Origin of the sequence: Leptolyngbya sp. GGD, assembly GCF_026735145.1 — a bacterium.
Taxonomy (GTDB): Bacteria; Cyanobacteriota; Cyanobacteriia; order Leptolyngbyales; family Leptolyngbyaceae; genus Leptolyngbya; species Leptolyngbya boryana.
The window spans coordinates 46,948-72,688 of the sequence record NZ_JAPQKE010000002.1 but is presented as its reverse complement, the minus strand read 5'-3'; the positions used below and the strand labels follow the sequence as shown (position 1 = coordinate 72,688).

At 47.2% G+C, this 25,741-nt stretch carries 15 protein-coding genes; 7 read left to right on the top strand and 8 right to left on the bottom strand.

The window, feature by feature from the left end:
• The first annotated feature begins 8 nt into the window (after positions 1-8).
• A complete protein-coding gene (locus OU814_RS09355) occupies positions 9-3,296 on the top strand; it encodes a type 2 lanthipeptide synthetase LanM family protein (protein WP_268182195.1) in 3,288 nt (1,095 codons plus the stop codon).
• Between the two features lie 127 nt (positions 3,297-3,423).
• On the opposite strand, the gene OU814_RS09350 is transcribed toward OU814_RS09355, so the two are convergent.
• The 8 genes from OU814_RS09350 to OU814_RS09315 all read right to left on the bottom strand — a co-directional run bounded on the left by OU814_RS09350 (position 3,424) and on the right by OU814_RS09315 (position 21,208).
• Positions 3,424-6,342, bottom strand: coding sequence for an NHLP bacteriocin export ABC transporter permease/ATPase subunit (locus tag OU814_RS09350; RefSeq protein ID WP_268182193.1), 2,919 nt, complete (start codon positions 6,340-6,342; stop codon positions 3,424-3,426).
• 41 nt (positions 6,343-6,383) lie between these two features.
• Positions 6,384-8,609, bottom strand: coding sequence for an NHLP family bacteriocin export ABC transporter peptidase/permease/ATPase subunit (locus OU814_RS09345; protein ID WP_190650277.1), 2,226 nt, complete (start codon positions 8,607-8,609; stop codon positions 6,384-6,386).
• 5 nt (positions 8,610-8,614) lie between these two features.
• Positions 8,615-10,111, bottom strand: a complete 1,497-nt coding sequence (locus OU814_RS09340; RefSeq protein ID WP_268182191.1) for an NHLP bacteriocin system secretion protein — start codon at positions 10,109-10,111, stop codon at positions 8,615-8,617.
• A complete protein-coding gene (locus OU814_RS09335) occupies positions 10,108-11,214 on the bottom strand; it encodes a cyclic nucleotide-binding domain-containing protein (protein ID WP_268182189.1) in 1,107 nt (368 codons plus the stop codon). The genes OU814_RS09340 and OU814_RS09335 overlap by 4 nt, the downstream gene beginning before the upstream one ends.
• Before the next feature lie 19 nt (positions 11,215-11,233).
• Positions 11,234-12,421 carry a DUF7005 family protein gene (locus OU814_RS09330; protein ID WP_190650271.1) on the bottom strand — a complete coding sequence of 396 codons (1,188 nt, stop codon included), beginning with the start codon at positions 12,419-12,421 and terminating at the stop codon, positions 11,234-11,236.
• A 166-nt stretch (positions 12,422-12,587) separates the two neighbouring features.
• Positions 12,588-13,982 carry an AAA-like domain-containing protein gene (locus tag OU814_RS09325; protein ID WP_268182187.1) on the bottom strand — a complete coding sequence of 465 codons (1,395 nt, stop codon included), beginning with the start codon at positions 13,980-13,982 and terminating at the stop codon, positions 12,588-12,590.
• Positions 13,983-14,066: 84 nt separating this feature from the next.
• Positions 14,067-19,367, bottom strand: a complete 5,301-nt coding sequence (locus tag OU814_RS09320; protein ID WP_268182185.1) for an AAA family ATPase — start codon at positions 19,365-19,367, stop codon at positions 14,067-14,069.
• An 11-nt stretch (positions 19,368-19,378) separates the two neighbouring features.
• The gene (locus OU814_RS09315; protein WP_268182183.1) at positions 19,379-21,208 is read right to left on the bottom strand and encodes an iron uptake porin; all 1,830 of its coding nucleotides are present in this window, start codon (positions 21,206-21,208) and stop codon (positions 19,379-19,381) included.
• 283 nt (positions 21,209-21,491) lie between these two features.
• Between OU814_RS09315 and OU814_RS09310 the strand changes: the two genes are divergently transcribed.
• The 6 genes from OU814_RS09310 to tnpA all read left to right on the top strand — a co-directional run bounded on the left by OU814_RS09310 (position 21,492) and on the right by tnpA (position 25,741).
• Positions 21,492-21,953, top strand: coding sequence for a hypothetical protein (locus OU814_RS09310; protein ID WP_268182181.1), 462 nt, complete (start codon positions 21,492-21,494; stop codon positions 21,951-21,953).
• A 118-nt stretch (positions 21,954-22,071) separates the two neighbouring features.
• Positions 22,072-22,653 carry a slr1658 superfamily regulator gene (locus OU814_RS09305; protein WP_190650262.1) on the top strand — a complete coding sequence of 194 codons (582 nt, stop codon included), beginning with the start codon at positions 22,072-22,074 and terminating at the stop codon, positions 22,651-22,653.
• A gap of 43 nt (positions 22,654-22,696) precedes the next feature.
• The gene (locus OU814_RS09300; protein ID WP_190650358.1) at positions 22,697-23,041 is read left to right on the top strand and encodes a slr1659 superfamily regulator; all 345 of its coding nucleotides are present in this window, start codon (positions 22,697-22,699) and stop codon (positions 23,039-23,041) included.
• 107 nt (positions 23,042-23,148) lie between these two features.
• Positions 23,149-24,363 carry a glycosyltransferase gene (locus OU814_RS09295; protein WP_190650260.1) on the top strand — a complete coding sequence of 405 codons (1,215 nt, stop codon included), beginning with the start codon at positions 23,149-23,151 and terminating at the stop codon, positions 24,361-24,363.
• 34 nt (positions 24,364-24,397) lie between these two features.
• Positions 24,398-25,159: a MinD/ParA family ATP-binding protein gene (locus tag OU814_RS09290; RefSeq protein WP_190650258.1), complete on the top strand. Its 762-nt coding sequence runs from the start codon at positions 24,398-24,400 to the stop codon at positions 25,157-25,159.
• Positions 25,160-25,306: 147 nt separating this feature from the next.
• On the top strand, positions 25,307-25,741 hold the full coding sequence (gene tnpA, locus OU814_RS09285) for an IS200/IS605 family transposase (RefSeq protein ID WP_268182176.1): 435 nt from the start codon (positions 25,307-25,309) through the stop codon (positions 25,739-25,741).

The window sequence follows — 25,741 nt, the reverse complement described above, 5'->3', positions numbered from 1 at the left end:
AATCGTGAATGAATTTTACAAAAACTGGGATCACTACCGCACAATTGCATCGTCTTGTCGCTCAAGCAAGTACGCTCTACGAACGGCTTGACTCCTCGATTTTCTTACCCGCTTTAGATTCGTTCGGTGAATCCCGATTACAATCGCGCTTAGATGCCTGGTGTCAAGCGGTTGCCAAAGGCGATCGCGATCGCTTTCATGAGATTTTAACCTGGGATGGATTGACGCTAGAGCAAGCAATGCAGGCAATCTCCCCCGTCGAAGTTCGTTCAGGTGTGCCATTGCCTGCTTGGGCAGAACTGCTGAGAACCGTCTTGGACTTTGCACCGTCTACATTGACCCTTCGAGACCCATCAGCGACTCGCTTTCTAGACGCGGAGAATCCTCTGCCGTTTGAGGAAGTTTTTACCCCCTTTGTGTCCGTAGCTCAGCAAACTTTAGCTGAGCAGACCCATCACCTCACGCCACGCCTCAGCAACCTCGCTCATGCAGCTTTAGAGCGATCGCTCCTCACTCACCTGATTGATACTGCTTCTCACGCGATCGATCTGACCTTCAGAAATTGGCGAGGACATCAACAGTCCTCTTTTTCTCGCTTGCTCAATCAACTTCAAGCAGTCCCCGGTAACAGTCTTTATCTCAAATTTGTGCAGGAAATGCTGCAAGGCAAGCTGCAATTATTTCTGCAAGAGTATCCCGTACTCGCTCGCTTGTTAGCGACGCAAACCCTCCATTGGATTAACTTTTATACTGAATTTCTCCAGCACTTAGATGCAGATTGGACTGAGATCGCCACAACGTTCACACCGGATCAAACGCTAGGGCAAGTGACAACGATCAAGCCAGCGCTCTCTGATTCACACCGAGATGGGCGAATGGTCATGGCGCTGGAGATCGAACCGAATTTGCGCTTGATTTACAAGCCAAAACCTCTGGGAATCGAATATGCCTATAACAAACTGCTAACCTGGCTCAACGATCGAGGATGTCCCCTGCCGCTCAAAGCCTTACAAATTCTTTACCGAGAAACCTATGCCTGGGTAGAATTTGCCGAAGTTCGCCCTTGTGAAAATACTCATCAGCTTGAACGGTTCTATCAACGGGCAGGCATGGTTCTCTGCTTGATGTACGTACTCGAAGCGACAGATTGTCACTTTGAAAATCTGATCGCGAGTGGCGAACATCTCGTAGTGATTGATGCTGAAACCTTACTGCATCCGCGATTTAAATCCGAATCGATCGAGCTAGCTCAAACGGCTCAGAGCATGGCACTGTATCAAATGGGAAATTCTGTCTTACGAACGGCGCTGTTACCGTCTTGGGAGATGGATGATCAAAATAGCACGGTCTTTGACTACAGTGGACTCGGCAGCTATGAAGACTGGAATCTAGTCTACAGAGGTTTACAGTGGTATCAGACGAATACCGACCAAATGGTTTTGAGACTGCAAGACATTCCAGTGCCACCGCCCGTTGGCAATGCTCCGACATTGAATGGGCAAGTTGCTCATCTGCGGGACTGGGTCGATGCAGTCATGACTGGATTTGAGCAGATGTATCGGTTTCTGCTTTCACATCGAGAGGCACTGCTCGCAAAGGACAGTCCTTTGTGGAATATGGAATCGCAATCGATTCGAGTTGTCTTTCGGCGCACCAATATTTATTTCAAATTACTCAAAAAACTCAGAAACCCAGAATATCTCCGAGATGGAGCCGATCGCAGTATTGAATTAGAACTCCTGAAACGGGCGATGATTTCCGCACAGGACAGACCGCCTTTTTGGTCAGTGATTCGCTCAGAGCAGCGACAAATGGAACAATTAGACATTCCTTGTTTCACAGTTGCTGCAAATCAAGCGGTACTAGAGTTGCCCGATAGTCGAGTCGAGAACTTTTTAGGAGACCCCAGTTTTGAAGTCATGCTAGATCGGGTTCGGCGCTTGAGCGATGCGGATCTGAAGTTTCAATCCCAATTGATTTATGCCAGTTTAGGAGCAAGAACGATCGCTGGACATGGAACTGCGGTAGATGAGTCCTTAATGCAACAATCCGAGCAGCGCAGTTTGAGCCACGATGCACTCCTTGCAGAAGCGATCGAGATTGCTCAACGTCTTCAAGAGCGTGCGATTTCTGCTCCAGATGGCAGTGTGACCTGGCTTGCTCCGCAGTTCATGCCTCAAGATGAGCGATTCCATCTCCAGCCCACGGACAATGGACTTTATGACGGCAAATTAGGAATTGCTCTGTTCCTCGCGGCACTAGCACAGGTGACTTCAGAGAATCAGTATCGACACTTGTGTATGCACACATTACAAGAGCTTCATCAGTCGCTCAATCAGCCGGAACCGAACCTTTCAAGTGATATCGGAACAGCAATTGGACTCGGCGGTACAATCTATAGCCTGACACAGATTAGCCTATTTCTAGACGATCAAACGCTCCTCGAACAGGCTGTGAAAGTTGCACATTCTCTGACTCCAGAGACGATTGAGCGCGATCGACGTTTCGATATCATTTCGGGCACCGCAGGAGCGCTATTGAGCTTGCTCAAACTCTATCGCGTTACTGAAGAGGCTACGGTGCTGAAATCTGCGATCGCGTGTGGTCAGCATTTACTCAATGAAAGTACGCCGATGGCACAAGGTCGAGCCTGGAAAACGCTAGATGGGCAACCACTCGCAGGTTTCTCGCATGGAGCTGCTGGAATTGCCTATGCATTGTTGCATTTAGCCGAGGTGTCTGGACAAGTTGAATTTCGGACGGCGGCAATTGAAGCGATCGCATATGAACAAAGTCTCTTCATTCCCGCAGTCGGTAATTGGCCAGATTTACGAGATTTTTCAGCGCTGATTCGAGGTGATCGTCGCAAAGTAGAAATCCCCCTGATGTCGAGTTGGTGTCATGGTGCAACGGGGATTGGTCTCGCTCGGGTAGGGGGCTTGCAGCAGTTTGCGACTGATGAAATTCACCAAGAAATTGAAACCGCAATTCAAACCACAACTCATTTTCTGACCTTATCAGGAGTTGAACAGCTTTGCTGCGGCAAGATGGGGCAAATTGAGTTGCTGTTGACCGCGAGCGATCGTCTGGCTCAGCCTAGTTTACTCGCTGATGCTCAACGGTATGCATCTCAAGTTATTCACTCCGCAAAACGACAAGGGGGATACAAGCTAGAAGCAGCGCTTCCGATCAGCGTCTATGTTCCTAGTTTCTTCCGAGGAGAGGCAGGAATTGGTTATACCTTGCTCCGGTTGATCGCACCTGCCCAAGTTCCTTCGGCATTGTTGTTTGACTAAGTGATGTGATGAGATAAGCAATTGAATTCTATGGAATCTTATAGAATTCGGAGCGAATTGAACAAAGTCCGCTGAAGAGGATGAGGAGCGGTTTCAGCGGACTTTGTTCTGTGTACTGAAATATCAATTAATCTAACTGCCTAGCCGCCAATCTAGCAAACAGTCCATCTTGATTCACCAATTCATCAAACGTCCCAACCTGCACAATTCGCCCTGCTTCCATGACATAGATACGATCGGCATTGCGAATCGTACTCAGACGATGAGCCACTACAATTCGACTCGCATTTAACCGATCCAAACTCTCAGTCACGATCGCTTGAGTCCGATTATCCAAAGCACTCGTCGCTTCATCAAACAAAATAATCTTCGGCTTCAACACGATCGCCCGTGCAATCAATAATCGCTGCCGTTGTCCACCCGACAAGTTCAGCCCCCCTTCACTCACAACCGTGTGCATTCCCATTGGCATATTCTGAATATCCTCAGCAAACCCTGCCATCTCAGCCGCTTCCCACACCTGCTCTAAAGAAACAAGCGCTCCGCCCGTAATGCTCTCAGAAATCGAACCTGCACCAATTCGACCATTCTGCAACACGACCCCAAGCTGTCGTCGCACCGCCTGCACATCCAAACCTGCGAGATCCTGACCGTCATAAAACACTGTGCCTGCACTGGCTTGTTCAAAGCCAAGGATGAGCCGCAACAGCGTCGATTTTCCACTTCCAGATGCTCCGACCAGTGCTACAAACTCTCCAGGTTCTACCGTCAAACTCACATCATCCAGAATCATCGGACCATCTTCGCGATAACGAAAAGCAATATGATCAAGCGCGATCGCACCTCGCAATCGACCGGGATCAGCTTTCGTGAGATCCGCTTCTGGTTTCCCTTTGACGATCGGTTCTGCCCGCTCCCATAGCGGCACAATGTTTAACAGATCCGTGACCGTATTGCTGAGATCATTCACCCCCCCTAAAAACGTGCCATAGGCAGAATTGAATGCCATAAATGTCCCCAGTGTTAGCCCTGGGATGCCTTCTTTTTGTGCCGCTTCGATAAACGAAAGTGCAAACCAGTAAATCAGAACAGAACTGAGCACAGGCAATGCTTCAGTCAAGACGGTTACACTGTTATCAATGCGCTGAATTCCAGCAAGTAACCGGATGCGCTGGCTAAATAACTTTGTCCAGGCTCCAAAGGCGCGATTCTCAGCTGCCGCTACCCGCAGTTTTGCTACCCCATTAATCAGTTCCACATTCAGACCGTTTAATTTGCCATCCAGCGCTTCTTTTTTGCGCGTCTTGCGAACCATCAATAAGCTCGACACCGAAGTCAGTATGGAAATGACGATCGTGATGCAAATACCCACAAACGCTAATTTCACGCTGTAGATGAACATCAGTGCTAGATTCAACAGCGCGAAAACTGCATTGAGTAACGTGCGCTGAGTTGCGCCACTCAATTGAGCGCGAATTTGGCTAATCGTCAACATTCGCAGCAGCAAATCGCCTGTATTGTATTGGCGAAAAAACGCTGGAGGCAATTGTAAGAGCCGATCCCACACTGCCGTTTGCAAGGTTAGGTCGGCAGCATTTTCGACCCGAATCGATGCTAATCCTCGCGTCATCTCAAAGGCAGCTTTCCCACAAGCCGCCGCAAACAATCCCAATCCCAACTGCCATACGATTTCGCGATCGCCAGAAGGAATTGCATCGCTAATCAACAGATTCGTCGCCTGTGGCACAACCATCCCCAACAGCGATCCCAAGATTCCCATACTGACCACAATGATCAAATCTGGAATATGCCCCCGAACCGCAAAGCTCAAAATATCTGAAATACGAGTCAGAGTCTCAGGCAGCGCCCGATAAAACATATAAGCATCACTGCTCAGCGTGTTCGCAATCTCATCCGTCACTAAGGTTCGCTGAAGCGTGATCGGATCAAATAGTTCGTAGCGATTGCCGCGAACTTGCAATAAAGCCACAGGCTGATTGTCTTGGGTATAAGCGAGCAGAGAGCCGTTCTCTTTTTGCCACCAGTTTCCCACAAGTTTGACCTGGCGGGTGCGAAACTTAGAAGCTCGCGCGATCGCGTCAAGGGGATCTCTCAGCCGTTTCACGTCTTCTGAAGCAGCAGGAGGACGAACGGGAATCCCTAGCGCATGTCCTACCGCTCCGGCAGCCACTAACAGAAATGAGCCTTCTTGCAACGGCATCGTACCCGCAGGTTCTAGCGTTGAGACTAGCTCCTGCATTGCACCGACCGTGATCTGATGATTCAGGCGTTCTCGTTCTTGAAATCGCTGAAATTCACTTTCTAGATCGATCTGTTCTAACTGATTGATGTAGGTCAATCCATAGGTGTGAAAGCGCGCTAAACTCTCCGAGAATTCGTGTTCAAGGTCGATTTCTTCAAGCGGAACACTTTCCACTTCTACCTGATTTTCTGCGACGAGCCAAGTCTCTGAGGTCAGAGGAAACAGCGGACTGTTGACCTCTAAGTTCAACAGGTCAAATCCCAGCCAGGATACTCTCCCTTGCTGAATCCGAATCCACTGAACTTGCCCGACTGGAGCTTGCAGCACTTGTTGAGGAAACAAAGGGAAGTAGCGGGATGTTGCTTGGATAGTTTTGCCAGCACTTTCGATTTCGGTTAAAGGATATTGTTTAAACCAACCATTCCAGTGCTGAATCCAGCCCTCGACCCAAATGCCTAGATCAGGATCAGCTGCCATTTTCGCTGTAAAATCTGCGATCGTAAAAGCAGTCAGTTCTGTCTCTTGGGCTGCGACTGCAATCACACCCCGCTGTTCCCGCTCATTGCCCGTTGGCAAGAGAGGCACGTCAAACAACACCTCTCCTGCTTCTAAGGTGAATAAATAGCGTCGAGTTCCTTTAGGCTCGTTCTGCTCATCGAGTGCCGTTGCAAAGAGGGAAACTGCACCAGATTCAACCCGCCAAACTCGATCGCGCTGTGCCAGCAGCAACGGGGTGTTACCTTTTAAGAGTTGAGAGGCTGGCGTGAAGAGAGATTCAAACATGATGTGAAGAGAACACAGTGCATTGAGGACGAGAAATCTAATTAAGCGATCGCGCTTTCGGCTTCACTTGTCGTGGTGCTGATCAGGGCTTGATAGGTTCCGGGTTGCTGCCGTAGCTCGTCGTGAGTGCCCCGCTGTACGACTTTGCCTTTTTCCAGCACAATGATTTCGTCGCAATCTCGAATGGTGCTGAGTCGATGAGCGACAACTACACAGGAACAGCCTCGACGTCTCAAATTGCGATCGATGATAAATTCGGTTTCAGCATCAAGCGCACTCGTCGCTTCATCCAGCACCAGAATCGAGGGATTTCTGACCAAAGCACGGGCGATTTCTAGTCGTTGTCGCTGTCCGCCACTCATGTTCATCCCGCCCTCAATCAGGGTGGCATCGTATCCACCTGGCATCGATAGAATCAAATCGTGAATCACAGCATCTTCACAGGCTTGGACTAAATCATCTAGAGGAATCGTGGCATCCCAGAGCGTGAGGTTATCCCGCACAGTTCCCCCAAACAAAAAGATATCCTGTTCGACCATGGCTAGAGAGTTTGCTAGCACCGATCGCGCAATCTGATCGCGCGGTCTGCCATCGAATAAGATTTCACCTTGCCAAGGCGCATATAAGCCCGTGATCAATTTGGCGATCGTCGATTTGCCAGAGCCACTGCCCCCTACTAATGCCACTCGTTGCCCAGGTTTAATCGTCAGACTTAAATTTTCGACTAAAGGCGCTTCCAATCTGCTGTAGCCAAATGAAAGATTGCGTAGTTCTAGATAGCCTTGTAATCGCACAGATTGAGCCGTAAGCATTTGACCACTATCTTGAGTGAGACTGCGTTCTGCCTCTGGATCGAGCGGATTTTGCAGCACATCATCCAGTCGATTCAAATCGGCTTCTAAATCTTGGAGCGTACTGCCAAAATTCAGCAAGCTATTCACTGGACTCAAAAAACTCTGAGTCAACGACTGATACGCAACGAGCATCCCAATGCTCAGGCTGCCTCCCATCACACGAAAGCCCCCAACCACTAGAATGGCAGTCGTCGCGATCGCCGTCAGAAAGGTCGGTACGGTCGATAAAATTTGGTTCGGTATCGCCGCTTCTCGCTGAACGTTAATCTTCTTCGCGTAATAGCCCGCGAACTTAGAAAACAGATCCGATTCTAATCCAGAAGCCTTGACGCTCTCGATCGATAACAAGCCTCCGATCGCGACCCCAATCGATTTTCCGCCTTCTTGTCCCAGTTTAGTATTGGCATCTTTGCGGCTCTCAGATAAGAGCTTGAGCATGAGGAGGTTTAAGCCTGCAAACACGATCGCGATCAGCGTCAGCACCCAATCATACGCAAACATGATGACACCATAGAGCGCAATCATCACCGTATCAATCACAGTCGTCGCTAACTGACTCGTAATCACCTGAGCAACTTTATCATTCAGGCTGGTGCGGCTACTAATTTCTCCTGCATACCGTTGAGCATAGAATCCCACAGGTAAGCGCAAGGTATACCAGAGAAACTGCCCTGATAGTGTGACCGAGAGTTTGACCAGTAATCGCCGTAAATACGTCAGGCGAAGTCGCGCTAGCAACCCTTGGAGCAGTGCGGTCACAATCATCCCCAACAGCAACGGGCGCAACCACTCCTCTCGGTTTTGTACCAGCACTTCATCGACAAAGACTTGAGTAAACGCAGGAATTGCTAAACGGGGCAAGGTGAGCAGTAATCCAGCCAGTAAACAATATACGATCGCACGGCGAGAATAGTTCAAGCGTGCTACCAGAGCTGGGAGCATTCCCTGCTTCTTTCCGCCGCGCTCAAAATGAGCACCGGGCTGCATGATCAAAACTACGCCTGTATAGTTGGCGCTAAATTCCTCATGCGTCACCTTTCTGCGCCCCGAAGCAGGATCATTCAGGAACACCTTATCCTGACCAAACTGTTCAACGACTAAGAAGTGATTAAATCCCCAAAAGATGATGCAAGGGAGTTGAGCTTCTTGCAGCCGTTCCAGTGACATTTTGAAGCCCTTTGCCTCCATGCCATAAAACCGCGCCGCTTTCATCATATTCGATGCCTTACTGCCATCGCGCGATACACCGCACTCCCGACGCAGTTCAGGTAAAGGCACAATCCGACCATAATACGCGAGGATAATCCCTAACGCTGCCGCTCCACACTCCACATTCTCCATCTGAATCAGCGTCGGAGTCTTGTGAGGATTGGGCTTAAGCGGCTCAAGCAAGCGGGAGATGAAGAAAGTCATGATCTCTAATACACTCCCGTCCAGCTACGAAATAGCGGGATGATGTAAGCGATCGGCGCAATCTCCCCAACTCGGACCTGCACAGTAGCAGTCGTTCCAGAGGTGAGCGTTTGATTGGGACCATTAGAAGAAGTCCACTGATAGCCGCTAAAGGTATTGCGATCCGGTTGAAGTTGGATCATCACTTGGACGGGGGCAGACTCTCCTGCAAGCTGTTTTGCCAGTTCAGCATTTCCGACTAACGCTGTGATACTTTGCGAACTCACAGGGTAAGGAGAAACTTCGATCACCTTGCCGACAATCCCGCCAAATCTCTCCCGTTTGGAAATACTGGGCGAAACTTGAGACATCATTCCAGCTTGAATTTGCTTCCCGTCTTTGTCAGGAAAAAACGTGAGGCTCACCAGTTGCTCTGCTGGGTCTTCAGCCTGAATTGCGCCTAGTCGCCCACCGGCTTCGATCACCTGCCCATTCATTGCAGCCACTTCTAAAACGCGACCATCATAAGGGCTGATAATCTTACCTTGAGTCGAAAGCTGTAACTCGAGTTGAGCAATTTTTCGCTTGACTTCATTAATTTGATTCGTCTTATCAAAGGTTTGTTGTAATTCTTGCTCGACGAGTTTTGCTTCTTGCGTGACGATCTCTTGCAGTTTATTCTGGGTTTCTTTAATCGAACCCTGATTCTGTAAATATTGCTGCTGAGTTTCCAATTCTTTGACATCAAGCTGCTGCAACTGAGTTTCTAAGTCTGCAATTTGCCCAATTTTTTCGTTATATTCTTGCTCAGCCTGAAGGACTGTATCGGAACTGACTCCCCCCATTTGCTGCAATTGACGACGAATGTTCACCCGTTCTTTCAAAATGGGCAGTTGATCTCGCATCTGAGACAATCGCAGTTCTAGTCCTTTGCGATTTTTTTCAACTGCGAGAATGCCCTTATCTCGTAAGACAGGCGCCATTGCTTGCCCTTCTTGTAATTGGGTTTGCAAGATCGTCTGCTGCTGTTGTAGGTTTTGGCGTTGTAGGGCGAGCTGTCGCTTTTGCGCTTCGCCTGTGGCTCCGGTTTGAGATTGCAATTGCTTGAGCTTCTCTTGCTCTTGCTGAAGTTCTTGCTGAGTTGCTGATTGATCAAGAATGCCTAAAATTTCTCCTTTACGGACTTCCTGACCTGGTTGCAGAGTCAGATTCACAATCCGCCCTGCACTAGGAGTCTGCACCTGTAAAACTCTACGGGGGCGAAGTAACACACCTTGTCCGGTCACATTGATCGGCAATCGACCAAAAATCCCCCAGAGCAGTGCGGCGATCGCAAGTCCTGCCATCGTTGCTAAGGGGATCCATGCTCTGAGATCAACGACCTCAACAAGTTGATCCAATTGTTCGGGAGAAGTTAAGCGATCGCTGGCTTCTTGCCGAAATAAGTTTTTAGAAGGCGTATTGTTCTGAGGCGTATTGCTCTGAGGCGTCGTTTTTTGAGTGGGTTTATCTTGTAGAGTCATCGCATACCTCTCACATTCAGTTGTCGGAGCATCCAATCAAACCTAGCTCCTCCTAAGGTCAATCCATCGAGTAATTCGAGATCGATTTCATCTTCATATCGCACCGATTCGGAAAGAAGTGCGCCAGCTTGATAGGTGTTTTGCCCATAGCCAAGGCGACTGATCAACCCTTCGAGTCGTTGCGAGAGCAAAATCGATAAAACCCGGTAAAACCGAGATGCCATCGCTGGATCTTGTTGTAGTTTGAGTGCCATCTGCTGCGTCGATAACACTAATAAAGTCGAGGGTTCGATCGCTTGAATCGTGTAATTGGAGAGGCGTGTGGTGAGTAGAGCAGTCTCTCCAAAAATTTCTCCTTTCGCAACGCGAGCAATTTCGCGCCCAACCACAGCTTCGCTGCCTTGAATGCGATCGAAGATACTCGCCATTCTGCTTTTCTGACCTTCCACGATCGCAATCGAGAGCATTCCTTCTAGAACAATGTAGAGTTTTTCGAGCATCCGCCCTGCCTGAACTAATTCTTCACCGGGGATCACATCTTGCACAACCGCATGTTCAATCATCCAGTCCACATCGCGATCGCTCAGTTCACCAAAGAGCAGGGGACCATCCTGTAACGGCGGAATTTGCAGCCCTTTGCGATGAGAAAATGTTTCTAGTAAATACTCAAACCGTTTGAGCAATAGAATCGCGATCGCGCGGTAAAATCTCGCAGCAAACTCAACATCGCGTTCAAAATGGGCTTGCAGTTGCTCATAGGGCAAAACCAGGACAGAAGTAGGTTCGACCGCTTGAACTGCAATAGAAGAGGGAGCTTTCGTCAAAAAAACAGTCTCTCCGACGACCTCTCCGATCTCAAAGCGCAGCACATCCTGTCGAGTCGAAGGATTGTCTAGAATTGCAGCATAAGCCCGCCCTAGAGTATTGCTCTGATCGCTTTGAATCGTCGCCACCAAAGCTCCTTCGAGAACGACGTAGAATGCTTCAGGCACATCATTTTGTTGAATCAAGAACTGATGCGTCGCTACTTGCTGTTTACGACCTGCTTGCGTCATCCAATCAATATCGCTATCGATCAGTTCTTCGAGCAATACTTCTGCCATGCATTCTAGTCCTCATGAGTTATCGGGTAGACATCGATCGCAAGGTGTGATCAACTGCGGTTTGAATCAGTTTATCTCCTTGGCTGCAAGCTAGTTCTTCGAGCGTCAATCCAGCCAGTGCGATTAAAATTGCAAGTTTTTCGGATCGAGTTCGATCCTGAGTCAGAATCTGTTGATCAAATCGTTCTAAGTTCTCTGCTGCTTGCTTGACCAAGATTTGCAGGACTCGAAATGCTCCATCAGAGATCTGAGGGGTTCCACGATAATTTTCTAATCTTCCTCCTAGACGATAGACCGGAAAGGCTTCTAATCCAACAAAGCGCAAGAACCAATCTGAACGGTAATACCCAAGGGCTGCAACAATTCCCATGTAGTCTGCAATCAACTCATCAAGGGCATTGTTGCGCATAGAGTTGAAGAAACGTCGAGTGCAGTAGTGAGTACATTCATGCTCTAACCGAATCTGCAAAGAGTAAGCAGTCCATTCCGCTTCTGGAAGACCAAGGTTGGCAGCAGACACACCACTATAATCACCGGGACTCAGGAGAATGAATTGATCCTGATAGTGCGTTTTTCGAGGAATGAGTTGCTGGAATTCGACAAGCCATTCCGTTTCAGTCGTTTGACCGGGATGCTGAGCTTGCCACTGATGTTTGTATCGGTTGACTCGATCCCAATTGTTGTATCCACTTATAATACATGATCCCATCGAAGCTGGAACGAGAACGGGTTCGTTTCGCTTAGCGAGAGCTTGATAGAGGGCAATAAAATCCTCTCGGCACCCAGCCACAATCACCGGAATTGCGCCTGCTAGGGTTGGGTGAATCCACAGTTTCAGGTGGTTTTCAGCTTTTAAATGAAGCGACGATCTCGCAATTTTTGGATCGAGTACCGCACCTTTTCGAGTCACAGATTGGTACTGCTGCGTCGTGCTGATGCCTGCTTGAATGGGAAATTGGAGCTGAACTAATCGAGACTTCAAGGCCGAATAGACTCCCACCCGTTCAGAGTCGCTCACATAGTCTTTCCACGCTTCTATCTGAGGAGCAAAAGCCGAAACATCATTGAGAAATACGTCTAAACAAGCGCTTTCTTGAAGTTGCTCCAGCTTAAAGTGATTTTCATTGTAAGTTAGCAGTTCTTCAACTTCGCTACTGATTGCTCCTGCTGCTTGAAGAATCTCAGTCCGAAATTGCTGTACATTCATTTACACAATCTTTTACTAAACTTGTTACTAAATTCAGCTATGCTTCTCATCGATCGAACTTTATCAAATCCCCTGCTAGCTCGGAAAACGTTTTAACTAATCTTATTGATGACACCATTTGATACTTTTTCACACTTGAGTTGGCAAGGCTTGACATTGAAAACCGTTAAAATTTTGGCAGCAAATGATCGCTGAAATATTGCCGATACAGTTCGCACCGCAAGGTCGCCTGATTATCTTTCACCTTGATCAGCCCCATGCGCTTCAACTTTGTGGTTTCAGTCAGCGTTAAGCTCACTGGATCAGCAGAGACAACTAGTGTTTTCAATGCATTCACTAAATCCGTCTGTCCCTCTAGCAATGCTAGAATTTCTTGCATATGACTATTGTAAAATCCCGCTTCAGTCGGCGCCAACCGCAACAACTCATCGAGAGACAAGTTATCCTGTACGATATGGTAGAGAGCTAAGCGTACTAAGTAAGGATGACCGCCGACCATTTGCGCGAGTTGCTTAGCTTGTGCAATCGTCCAGTCTAATTGATGCCGTTGTGCTAACGTTTCGATTTGCCCGACATTAAATTCCGGCATTTGAATCGGCAAGCCAACATTAATAGATGAGGATTGATGCATTTTCTCTGCAATATAGACATCTGTTGAGTGTACTAGGACAAGCCGCAAATTTTGCCAGATTGAATTCATTTTCGCTTCTTCGTACCAAGCTCGGAGCAAGGCAAAGAAATGATCAGCAGTTTCAGGATAAGGAAACACAGCCTCTAATTCATCTAATGCAAGGACTAAAGGCTGATCCAATTGCGGAAGTAAGTAATTTTCAAAATAGTCTTTACAGCTGATTTTGCTGCCAAAAACCCCATCCCAGTGGTCTTCTAACTTCAAGGGCAATTGCAGCCCCCGCGTCACTCGCGCACAAAACCACTGCAGAAATTGATCCACATCCTGAAGCATTTTACGGTCTACAAGCTGTAGATTCAGTGCAACAGTTTTATAGTTCTGTTCGCGAGCATGGTTTAAAATCCTGGCAAGGAGCGAAGTTTTTCCTGTGTGGCGAGTTCCTTTGATCCGAATCAAGCGTCCTGGCTTTGAAATGGCGTAATAGCAGCAAAATTCGATATTCGGGAAATCGATATAAAAAGGAGAACCCACTTCGACAGGTCCTTCAGGAAATTGCAGTTCCTCGATCACGGGAATCGGCAGCAGTTCAGGAAAGTGGGCCGAAGCATCTGTGCGACGAAGCATCGGAATGGGTGCGATCGCGTCTTGCAAATCAAGTGCTTCGGGTCTTGACTGAGCATATCGCTCGATCGCGGCTCGAAAGGTCTTTTTGTTGACTTCTGCGTCTAGTCCTGAAGATAATAGCTCCCACAATGCAGACCCGACTTTTTTGAGATGCGTATCGGAATAACGGCAAGTTTGCGTCATTTCCTCATAGGTTTGATTCAGCCATGCACTGCGAAAAATGAAGGCATGTAAGGTATTCAAGTTTTGCCCAGTTTTTTGAAAAACTAGGGTATTTGCAAGCGTCAGTGCAACTTCCACATCCATTGAAACGTTTAGGGTTTGTTAAGGTAAGCCGAAGTAACGAGAATGAGCACATTAAACTTCGTAGCAGTTGAAACCGATAGCCTGCTACTTTTGCTTAATGACCAGCAATGTAATGTCATCAAAAATTTTCTGTTGACCAATATGACGGCGCACATCGTCGATCACTGCCTGTCTGATCTCCTGAACAGGCAGGCTCCAGTGTTGGCTCACGACCTGACACAATTGATCTAGACCATAGAGTTCATCGGCGAGATTAGCGGCTTCTGTAATTCCATCGGTATAGAGAACTAATCCATCTTCTGACTGTAATTGCACCTCCAGATATGAAACAAATTCACTGATATCTTGCACAAGCCCAATCGGGAACCCCAAATCACCTGTCTTCATTCGTTCGATCGAGCCATTCGCACGAACAATCAGCACTTCTTCATGTTGTCCACTGAGTCTCAATCGCCCCGCTTGATAATCGATTAAAGACAAGGTGAGATTGCGATCGGAGTTCATCCGTTGGACATTCTCATAAATCACTTGATTGAGTGTACTGAGGAATCGAGCCGAATCCTTTTCCTGATTAATCAACAGCGTTCGCACCGCAGTTTGCACCATCAGCATGAGAATCCCGCTCTCTAGTCCATGCCCGGTGACATCACCAATACCGATTTTGACCAAGCCATTGTTTTGCAGCACATCATAGTAATCGCCGCCTACTTCATCAGCAGGTTCCATAAAGCCAGCAATTTCTAAACCTGAAATTTGACTCAGTTCGGCTTCTTTTGGCAAAATAATTCGCTGAAGTTGGCGTGTTACGTCTAGCTCCGCACTCATGCGTAAATTTTCAGACTGCAATCGCTGATTGAGCAGCATAATTTCTTGGTTAGCCTGAGCGAGTTGAGCGGTGCGATCTTCAACTTTTTGTTCCAATGTTCGATAGAATGAGGCGTTTTCTAGCGAAATCGCAGCTTGTGCTGATAGGACATTCAGAACCGTAAGGCGCTCTGGAGTAAAAGTATCCGTTGCGAGCGAATTTTCGAGATAGAGGATACCCATCAAGTTGCCTTGATTCAGAATCGGAGAACAGAGAATTGAACGAGGCTGAGTCTGAAGAATGTAAGGATCAACCGTAAACAGCCCTTCATTTGCGGCATCTCGTAACACGACATTCTCACGGGTTCGCTGCACATAGTTGATGATAGAAAGGGGGATCTGGGCTGCGTTTAAAAGTTGAGCCTGCACTACAATGGCAGGATCGCGATCGATTTGTCCTTCTGCTTCAATCCGCAATTCGTTCCCGTCGGTCAGCAGCAAAGCTCCTTTTTGAGCACCTGCATTCTCGATCGCAAGTTGCAGCAACTTTTCCAGCAGTTGATCCAGCACAATCTCGCCAGAAATCGCTTGAGCAGCTTGAATTACTGTATCTAAATCAAGGGCTTGACCGAGCGAGCGACCGCTGGTTTTGCTCGATCGAGAAATACTGGTGGTCGCGTCAGAAATCGTGCGATCGCGCAGCTGAGGATAGTAGGTATCAAGTTGTGCAACTTTTACAGTTGCACCCCAGCGAAGATAAAGATGCCGCGCTTCTAGAAAATAAGGCTGAGCCAGTTTCTCTTTATTCAGACTGAGAAAGAATTTTGCGGCTAACTCATTTGCCAAAGCCGCTTCGTGGGTATAGTCCTGGGCTTTTGCACCAGCAATTGCACGATCGTAGAACTCGACAGCTTCCGCATACTTCCCTTTGATCCGAAACCACTCCGCTTCAACTAAGTCATAGCGATGCTGATAATTTTCTGGGCAGAACTTTGCCCAGCGTTTTGCCTTACGTTGATGCCTTGCCACTTGCCGCAAGTATTTGCGTTGAGCGGCTTTAGAACGTGTCGAGCAGAGTGCCAAACAAGCGAGAGAGCTGTAGAAAAATCGGCTCGCATAAGCCGGGGTAACCGGTGCAGATTCTTGCAGAGGTTCTGCAAGTTTGGCGGATTGAAACGCGCCCATATAGTCCCCAGAATAGTAAAGCCAGATCGATCGCGCGATGTACGTGTAAAACGTCGGAATCCCAAGCCGATTCTCGATAAAAACAGGCAGCATTTCATCTTCATTAAACGCAGCTCCGATCAGTCGATCCGGCGCGGCTGCTCCCCCTTGCAAGTTCAACACAAGTTGATGCCAGGGCTGGGTTTGATAGACGATCGCTTCTTGCTTAAATCGCAAAAATTGCGCGATATATTCTTGAAATCCAGCCGCCACATCTGAGAGCGGTTCCCCGACAAGCAACCGATGAATGCAGTAAACCTGAGCCGCGATCGACGCAAACTCCTGATTGCCCAGTTCTAGTCCTTCTTGGTGAGTACTCAGCAAGACAGGCAGAGATAGACGGAGTGGCTCTTTCCAGTGGCGAATGCAGGATTCATACGCCACAATTGTCATCGTGCGATAAATACGATCATTGAAGCGAGATAATATTCGCAAGCTGACCTGGCTAAAGCGGTAAGCCCCATCGATATCTTCTAACCCTGCCCGTAACATCACCCCGTAGGCAAGCCCCTGCACAGAAGAGGAGCTAGAACTACCGTGACGCACCACCAAATTCACCACGCGCAGTGCCAGAATTGCCACGAGCAGAGGGGCGACATTAATCGACGCTAACGCAGCAGACCCTAACAGTTGTACAGCTGCGAGCTTGTACGGATCAGTCATCGGCGGCAGCGCTTCGAGTTGCGCCAGGGAATGCCTGCCCACAATCCAAAAGCGCGTGTGGAGCAATTCTAACCCCACTCTCAACCGACTGGGATTGCGGGGCAAGGGTTCGCCCAAGCGTTTCATTGCACTGACGATCGTATCCAACGCAGCTTGTAAATTATTTTGAGCCGTGTAGGCAGCGGCTCTGGCTTGATAGGCTTTGACGCAATCTAAAACAGTTTTGGCATGATGGATGATTTGCTCGACGAGTCGCTCTGTTTCGGTAAAATCTCCATTTAAATAAGCAGATTCTGCCGCTTCTTCATGCAGCGCTAACATCAATTCATATTGCCGTTTCCAGCTTGCGGGACCTAACAGATCAATCCCCGTCAGCAAATAGCGAATCGCAGTTTCGTAGGCGGCAGAATCTTTGGCTTTTTTGCCTGCTGTGAGATTCAGCGCGGCGAGTTGATCCCGTTGTATTGGATCAGAGATCAAGTTAATACCAATATTCAGTTGATTGACGATGTCAAAGATTCGATCTTCTCGCTTCTCTGGGTCAGTATGAGCAAGAAGCAATTGCCCAATAGCTCGGTGAATTGCCTGTTTTTCAGCTTCTGGAATCAGAGAATAGGCCGCTTGCTGAACGCGATCGTGCAGGAACTTAAACACGATCACTAGATCGTCTGAAACTTGTTCTAAATTGGCAAATTTATAGTTTTCTCCAAGCGGCAAAATCAATCCCTCTTGCACCCCTTGCCGCAGGTCATGAGCTAACATCGCTGGAGAAGATTCAGAAATGATCGCAAGCGTTCTAGAATCAAATTGATTCCCAATACAAGCAGCCAGTTTGAGAGCACGCTGAGTCCGCTCACTCAGTTTTTGCAGCTTACCCGTCATCAACTGCACAATGTTGTCTGGGACTTGTGCAGCACGAAGCTGCACAAGATCCCATTGCCAGCACCCTTGTTGCTCATCGAAGTTCAGCAATCCATCTTCATACAGTGATTTGAGAAACTCATTGATAAAGAAAGGATTTCCACCCGTCACTTGTAGAACAACTTCTGCGAGAGGAGCCGCCTGTTCAGAAGAACGATTAAACGTATCCGTAACCAGTTGGGTAATCGTCGTCAGATCGAGCGGAGAAAGCTCAATGCGGCTCGCAATCACATTAGCTTTCTGCATCTCGTTGAGCGCTACGGTTAACGGATGAACCGCATTCACTTCATTACTGCGATACGCCCCGACCAGAAACAAGAATTGACTATCAGGAGCCGTCATCAGTAAACTAATCAGCTTGAGAGATGCAGAATCCGCCCACTGCAAATCATCTAAAAAAATTGCAAGCGGATGTTCTGACTGCGTAAAAACTTTGATGAACTTCTGAAAAACTAAATTAAAGCGATTCTGTGCCTCTCTAGGTCCAAGTTCTGGCGGGAGTATCTGTTTGCCGATAATCAGTTCAACATCGGGGATGACATCAATCACAATCTGCCCATTGTTTCCCAAGGCGTTCAGGAGCTGTAATCGCCAGCGATCGATTTGTTCAATGCTTTCGGTCAGCAGTTGGCGAATCAGGTCTTGAAATGCCTGAATCAAAGCTGAATAAGGAACGCTGCGCTGAAACTGATCGTACTTACCTGAAATAAAATACCCTTTCTTCCGAGTAATGGGTTTATGAATTTCGTAGACCAGCGCAGATTTGCCAATGCCAGAATATCCCGAAACGAGCATCAGCTCACTTTTGTGGTGCGCACTGGTGACAACTCGATCGAATCCTGCCAGCAAGATTGAAACTTCTGACTCGCGACCATAGAGCTTTTGAGGAATGTGAAACTTCCCAGATGCATCTTGCTGTCCTAATACAAACGGCGCAATCGGCTGACCTTGCCGCACTTGCTCTAAGCAGTGCTGTAAGTCGGCTTTAATGCCATACGCACTCTGATAGCGATCTTCAGCATTCTTTGCTAGTAGCTTTAAGATGATCTGAGACACCATGACCGGAATCTCAGGTCGAATCAGATGGGGCGGTTCAGGTTGCTTTGCCAGATGACAATGAATTAATTCCATTGCATCGGTCACCGCAAACGGTGGAATACCCGTGAGTAATTCGTACAAAGTCGCGCCCAAAGAGTAGAAATCGGTACGATAGTCCAGCGCTCGATTCATCCGCCCTGTTTGTTCCGGGGACAGATAGGGCAAGGTTCCTTCTAGAACATTGGGGCTGCGAATCGAGGGATTTTCGCGTGAAAGCACTGTGGCATTTCCAAAATCAATCAGCTTCACTTGTTTAGAAGCCAAATTCAGCACAATGTTTGCGGGACTGATATCTTTGTGAATCACATTCGCTGCATGAACCTGGCCGAGAATTTCAGTCAGCGCGATCGCCAATTCCAAAAACTCGACCAGATTAAAGCGCCGCTTCTGCATCACTTGATGCAGCGATTCACCACCAAAATCTTCGAGAACCAGAGCTAACCCATTCTGATGTGGGATCAGATCATAAGCTGCTGCAACACCTGATCCCTTCAGTTGTGTAATGATGTCGTATTCCAGACGATATCGACCCAGTTCTTCTAAACTCGGATATTCCGCCTGCATCACTTTCAAGATCAGGGGTTGCTGATCATCACTTCTCTGCCCTCGGTAGACTAGAGAACGACTGCCTTCGTAGAGTGTTGAAAGCACTTCATAACCCGAGATCATGATCATAGTAGCTTCCGTTAGAACAGAAATTGGGTTCGTAAAACAGTCCCGAAAACAGTCGGATTGTCCTTAAAGTTATTCGCGTTAAAGGTCGCAAAAAACGTCGGCACGATCATAATATTACGATTAATCGGATAAGCATAAGTTGCTTCTACATCGAATTCAGTCCCCCCATCTCCGTTACCTGCGACAAAGAATTGACGACCCGACACAATATCGAACGGCACAACCAACGAAAGCGTACCTAATGCACCTCTGCGTCCTAAATCGGGCAGTGCAACCCCTAACTGAAATGCCTGGACCTTGACCGAGCCACTCTGAACTAGCGGATTCACCGGATCAAGATTCGATCGACTATATGAATAGCGACCAAACAGGGCAAACTTCGGAGAGATTGTCCAATCGAAGTTAAACACAAAGTTGTCGGCATCAATGTCCTCTAACCCTCCGCCAAATCCATCATCAACAACGCCTCGAATCGAATTCGTTAAGAAAAACGGAAAACTGGGCTGGAAAGGCGAGGAGGTAGGAGGAGGCGCTTGACTGTGAGAGCGCGTGTACAAGAAGCGGAACGTTGCTTGAGGAGTCGGAGAATAGGCAAGCTCTGCCAGAACTGAGTAAGAGCCTTTGAAGATGCCGCGTTGCGGGTTCGGCGCACCGTCTCCACCAAAGTACTGGAGAGAAGCATCATTGCGATTGAGATAACCCGCTTGAAAAACCAGCTTCGGATTGATCTTCCAATTCACAATTGCGCCCGCACCCGATAATCCTCCATTTGCGAGCGTACTCTGATAGGAATTAAGACCGCTGGCTGCATTGACGACATTCGTATAAGGATTCATATCAAAATGTCGGAAGGGGAGAATGCGCGGTCCAACGATTGCACTCACTGAGTCGCTGATCGGAAACTGATACTTTAGTTCAAATAACCCGATGCTATTGGGTGCAAGGGGGTTAACAGGATTAGAGTCTGCATATGGCACTCCAAACGTACTCGAAAAGCCCGCTGAGCTATACACACTAGCAGGCGGACTGCCATTTCCGGCTGCTAGTACAGTCGTTAACAAATCGCGCCCTGTAAAGGAGGACGACAAAATCAGATATGTTGATTGGCTTAACGTCGCTGAGGGTGAGCGCGTGGTCGTTGTCACGACTGGTTCGAGCCTTCCGGTTGTAGGATTTGGCGCTCTCAAAGCAAAGCGAGCTGCCGGGAGAGCATTGGGGATCGGAATCCCTTCTGCTTTCACATCGCCACTTGCAAAAGCTTGACTGAGATTGAACGAACTCAGCACATTTAGGCGCGTCGTTGGAGAAAAGAGTTGAGCTTGCAGAGTATTCGTCCGAGCTTCTAAGCTATCGACTCGCCCTCGCAGGGTGGCGAGTTCTGCTGCAAATTGCTCTTGCATCTTTTGCAGTGCAATGAGATCGTCTTTCTTGACGAGATCTGCGGTTCCTGCTGCGATTAGCTCATTGACTCGATCGAGACAGGCATTGATCCCAGCTGCAAATTCGTAGCGAGTTAAAGCACGATTGCCCCGATAAGTACGGTCAGGATAACCTGCAATGCAGCCATAGCGCTCCACTAGCGATTGTAGTGCCTGAAATGCCCAATCGGTCGGTTTGACATCTGAAAGCTGAGAGACCGACGTCACTTGATCAACTTCCTCATCTAACTGCGTAAAGGATGAATTCGAGGAGGGATCGTTTTGTTCAGGACTCAAAGGTGCTGCTAGTCCCCGAGGTTCTGCTAGTCCCCGAGGTGCAGATAGCAACACGCTCACGATGATGACAGATGTAAATTTGCCTGCTTTAAACAGCACGCTACTGATTGCCGTGCTAATTATCATTATGACGGATAGTCCTCACACTAAATACTGTTATGCTGGCAATCTCACTGCCACTTGACTTAGATTACAGCTTTATCCGTGAGGAAAGCAATTGTTTAAATTCTGTATTGCATTACTTCTTTCATCTTCATAGAGGTAGAATTTATCCTAAGTGATTCTGTAGGTCTTGCGAACAGATAAACTACTCTAGATCTGTAATCCAAAATACAAATTACACGTTTAGGAGTAGATCTACTTTGGCTGCGTAGTCGTTGAGAGAAACCCTTTACATATAGAAATAATTATGGATCAGCTATCGACTGAAATAGAAGCTTTATATCAAGAAATTAGTCGGTTAAAACAAGAAAACGCTGACCTAGAGATTTTGCTAGAAAATACAACAGAACACTCGACCCAAATTGAAACCGAGCTGCATGAGAAGAACGAAGAAATGCAGGAATATTTGCGCCACGTTCACGATGTGACAAACGCTTCTGCAGCAGTTGAGAATGGCACTTTTCAGATCGGGATGTTAGACAAAGTAGCACAGCGAGGAGATGAATTGGGACAGCTTGCCCGTGTCTTTCAAAGTATGACCATGCAGATTAAACAGCGGGAGGAAAAGCTGAAACAACAAGTCGAAGAATTGAAGATTGAAATTGATCAATCTAGACTAGCGCAGCAGGTTTCTCAGATTACTCAGACTGAATATTTTCAAGAATTAAAGCAGAAAGTAAAACAACTCAGAAGCTCAAAACAGTCCTGATGCGCCTGATTTTTCTCAAGATAACCCAGCCTATTTCTATTTATTGGATGAGAGAAATGATGTTATGATTTTCCCAACATTAAACGCTAAGGTCAGTAGCAATTGAGGGCTACATAGCATGATTGAAATTCTTGGAGATTTTAATGATCATCTGCCCATGAGTCGGGAATACTTGACGATCGTTTTGTCACCTAGTTCAGCCCCGCTACAACAACGTTGGCATAACAATGGATTATCGGCTGATTTTATGGCAGATTACTTTGCCGCATTTTTTCCGCGCAATCAAGATACGGTTTCAAAAATCAACAGCAAAGTTGAAGTTAAAAGTGCGGTCAGTTTCATTGCAAACGAATTGTTAGAAAACGCAATGAAGTTCAACGATTGCAAAGCCGAATACCCAATTAGTATTACGCTACAATTACATGCCGACAGTCTGATCTTTGTCGCAAAGAACAGCCTTCCTGTCGAATCTGTCGAGGGCTTTCAAGCATTTATCCAAGAAATTCTAGCGGTTGATCCTGCAGAACTTTTAGTCCGCCAGCTAGAAAAAAACGCTGAGGAGGACAATCTAACCAGTTCTGGCTTAGGACTGTTAACAATGTTAAGCGACTATCTAGCAAAAGTAGGCTGGAAATTTGAAACAGTTCAAGAAAACCCGACTATCACTGCAGTCACGACCATGGTTTACTTGATGATGTAATGGACTTCATCCAACAATGTCAGCAGACAGGGAATCCAGAGAGATGGAAATTACGAGTGAGAAATATAGTATCGAGTACGATGAGACGACGAATACAGTTGCCTGTCGCGGAGCATTGCGCCTAGCCGGTATGGAAGATTACGCGCCGATCGTTCAGCTTCTCGATCAAGTCCTGCAATATCAGCCTGCCCAACTGATGCTGAACTTACAAGAACTTGAATTTTTAAATAGTTCTGGGATCAATGTTTTATCAAAATTTGTCTTAAAGGTTCGAGGTCAAGAAAACATGCGGCTCATTGTTCAGGGTTCGACAGCAATTCCCTGGCAAGAACGATCGCTGAAAAATTTGCAGCGCTTAATGCCACAGTTAGAGCTAACTTGGGACTAGCGCGTACATCAGTTTACCTTTTCTTCAGCAATCGACTATCCCGTATGCAAGTCCTCTTCTGCTGGCTTTGCTAGACCATCATTCTACCCACTCCATCTAATGCTCTAATGCTTCTCAATCATGCGAATTGGATCTTACTGACCGTTTTGCTCTCTTCTCTCTTTACACTAGTTCCTTATCTTATCGATGTGGTTAAAGCAGCGAGGCAACTTCCTCGAATTACAGTTCCTCAAGTAGAAATTTTCTCTAAAACTGAATCCTCTAAAATTTCGGTGATTATTCCAGCGTTTAACGAGGAAGCAAATATTGAAGATTGTATTAAATCAGTTGTGTTTAGTACTCAGCTTTCGGCAGCACAATTAGAGATTTGGATTATCGATGATCAATCGACCGATCGCACTCCAGAAATTCTCCACAGCTTACAGACCCAGCTAGCAGATCCAAGATTAAACATTCTCACCGGACGACCTAGACCGACTGAGCAGTTCTGGACAGGGAAAAACTGGGCATGTCAGCAAGGAGCAGAAGTCGCAAGTGGAGATTTTCTGCTCTTTATTGATGCTGATGTTCGCTTGAAGCCTCATGCAATTTTGGCGGCAGTGCAAACCGCGATCGCACAATCACTTGACTTTCTCACCTGTATTCCAACTGTAGTCTGCGGCTCATTAGTGGAGTGGTTAGTTCAACCGCTGATGTTTATTAATTTGATGATCAGCTTCAACTTTGGAGGAGTCAAAGACCCAACAACAAAAACGACTTACGCCTTGGGTCCATTTCTCTTATTTCGTCGGTCTGCTTACGATGCCATTGGAATGCACAAAGCTGTGGCTGAGTGTGCAGCTGAAGATGTTGCCCTAGCTCGTCGGATCAAACACAAAGGATTTAAGCTTCGACACTATTTAGGAGACAACCTTGCTTCCTTACGCATGTATCGTAACTGGAGTGCGCTTTGGGAAGGCTGGACAAAGATTTTATATGTTGGCTCACAACGTAGTGTCCCACTGATGCTGCTTTTGGTCATTGTTATGTTGCTAGTTTACACAATCCCTTGGATAGGATTCGCGATCGCAATCGCTCAAGCCTCCCAGCGCCCGCTTCTTGCCAGCTGGATAGGGGTTGGTATCGCAGGACTAGCTATTCTCGTGCAATATCAGATCAGACAGCAGGGATCATCTGCTCTAGGGACATCAACAAAGTACTGGTGGTTACAAGGTATAGGTGGTTTACTGATCTCAGTCTTTGCGATCGCATCTATCATTAAAGCTGAAACGGGCTGGGGCTGGACTTGGCGAGGACGAAAGTTACAGTTAATCAAAAAATAGACTTCTTAGCACATGAGGATTAGGAATCTCGATTATGGCAAAGATTATTTCTGTTCATTCCTATCGTGGTGGGACTGGAAAATCAAATTTAACCTCGAACATTGCTGCAATCATTGCTCGGCATGGCTATCGAGTAGGCATTGTCGATACAGATATTCAGTCTCCTGGAATTCACGTCCTATTTGGCTTCGATGAAACCAGGATCAATCTCGCATTGAATGACTATATTTGGGGAAATACTGCAATCGAGAATACTGCTTACGATGTGACCTCAGTTCTCAACAACAAAGGCACAGAGAACAGCAAGCTTTATCTTGTTCCGTCCAGCGTCAAAGTGAATGATATCGCTCGTGTTTTACGAGAGGGTTATAACGTTGAGATGCTCAATCAAGGCTTTCAGAATTTAATTGAAAAGCTAGACTTAGACTATCTTCTAATCGATACTCACCCTGGTTTGAATGAAGAAACGTTACTGTCGATCGCGATGTCAGACATTTTTGTACTCATTCTGCGTCCTGACCAGCAAGACTATCAAGGCAGTGCCGTCACACTAGATGTTGCTCAGAGGCTAGAAGTTCCTAAAATGCTTTTGGTGGTTAACAAAGTTCCCCAAACTCTTAATTTGGTTCAACTTCGAGAAAAAGTCAGAGAAGCTTACTCCACAGAAGTTGCAGGTATGCTGCCTCACTCAGAAGAGTTGATGACTCTAGCAAGTAATGGCGTTTTTGCGCTTCAATATCCAGAACATGAATTATCTTTGGTGCTGGAAGAGATTGCGACAAAAGTCATCCGTTAGCGTACTAGTAGGCTTGCGGTGGTGTTGAACCTAATTAATTCGGTAAACCCCCAGCTCGGCTGGGGGACTCCCAAAGTTTGACAGTTCCGGGAATCTAAGAAAGAGTCTCCTTGCACGAACACAGTGATTCGTGCAAGGAGACTCAAAATGAAAGATATCGGAAGTTTAAGTCATACGAAGTGGGAGTGCAAATATCATGGGGTATTCATCCCCAAGTATCGAAAAAAAGCGTTGTACTACGAGCTACGGCAGTATTTAGGCGAGTTGTTCCGAGAGTTGGCAGCGCAGAAGGAATGTCGGATCGAGGAAGGACATGTGATGAGTGATCATGTGCATATGCTGATCTCGATTCCGCCGAAGTACTCGGTGTCGGAAGTGATGGGATACATCACAGGCAAGAGTGCGATTAACATTGCGAGAACGTATCAGGGGCGGCGGAAGAACTTTACGGGACAACATTTTTGGGCAAGGGGGCACTATGTTTCGACAGTGGGATGGGATGAGGCGTTAGTGCGCCAGTACATCCGGGATCAAGAGAAGGAAGATCAGCGGGTGGATCAATTGAATTTCTTCAACGAGTAG

Coding starts and splice junctions, on each gene's coding strand:
- OU814_RS09355 (WP_268182195.1), top strand. CDS start 9: ATGAATTTTACAAAAACTGGGATCACTACCGCACAATTGCATCGTCTT.
- OU814_RS09350 (WP_268182193.1), bottom strand. CDS start 6,342: ATGTTTGAATCTCTCTTCACGCCAGCCTCTCAACTCTTAAAAGGTAAC.
- OU814_RS09345 (WP_190650277.1), bottom strand. CDS start 8,609: ATGACTTTCTTCATCTCCCGCTTGCTTGAGCCGCTTAAGCCCAATCCT.
- OU814_RS09340 (WP_268182191.1), bottom strand. CDS start 10,111: ATGACTCTACAAGATAAACCCACTCAAAAAACGACGCCTCAGAGCAAT.
- OU814_RS09335 (WP_268182189.1), bottom strand. CDS start 11,214: ATGGCAGAAGTATTGCTCGAAGAACTGATCGATAGCGATATTGATTGG.
- OU814_RS09330 (WP_190650271.1), bottom strand. CDS start 12,421: ATGAATGTACAGCAATTTCGGACTGAGATTCTTCAAGCAGCAGGAGCA.
- OU814_RS09325 (WP_268182187.1), bottom strand. CDS start 13,982: ATGGATGTGGAAGTTGCACTGACGCTTGCAAATACCCTAGTTTTTCAA.
- OU814_RS09320 (WP_268182185.1), bottom strand. CDS start 19,367: ATGATCATGATCTCGGGTTATGAAGTGCTTTCAACACTCTACGAAGGC.
- OU814_RS09315 (WP_268182183.1), bottom strand. CDS start 21,208: ATGATAATTAGCACGGCAATCAGTAGCGTGCTGTTTAAAGCAGGCAAA.
- OU814_RS09310 (WP_268182181.1), top strand. CDS start 21,492: ATGGATCAGCTATCGACTGAAATAGAAGCTTTATATCAAGAAATTAGT.
- OU814_RS09305 (WP_190650262.1), top strand. CDS start 22,072: ATGATTGAAATTCTTGGAGATTTTAATGATCATCTGCCCATGAGTCGG.
- OU814_RS09300 (WP_190650358.1), top strand. CDS start 22,697: ATGGAAATTACGAGTGAGAAATATAGTATCGAGTACGATGAGACGACG.
- OU814_RS09295 (WP_190650260.1), top strand. CDS start 23,149: ATGCTTCTCAATCATGCGAATTGGATCTTACTGACCGTTTTGCTCTCT.
- OU814_RS09290 (WP_190650258.1), top strand. CDS start 24,398: ATGGCAAAGATTATTTCTGTTCATTCCTATCGTGGTGGGACTGGAAAA.
- tnpA (WP_268182176.1), top strand. CDS start 25,307: ATGAAAGATATCGGAAGTTTAAGTCATACGAAGTGGGAGTGCAAATAT.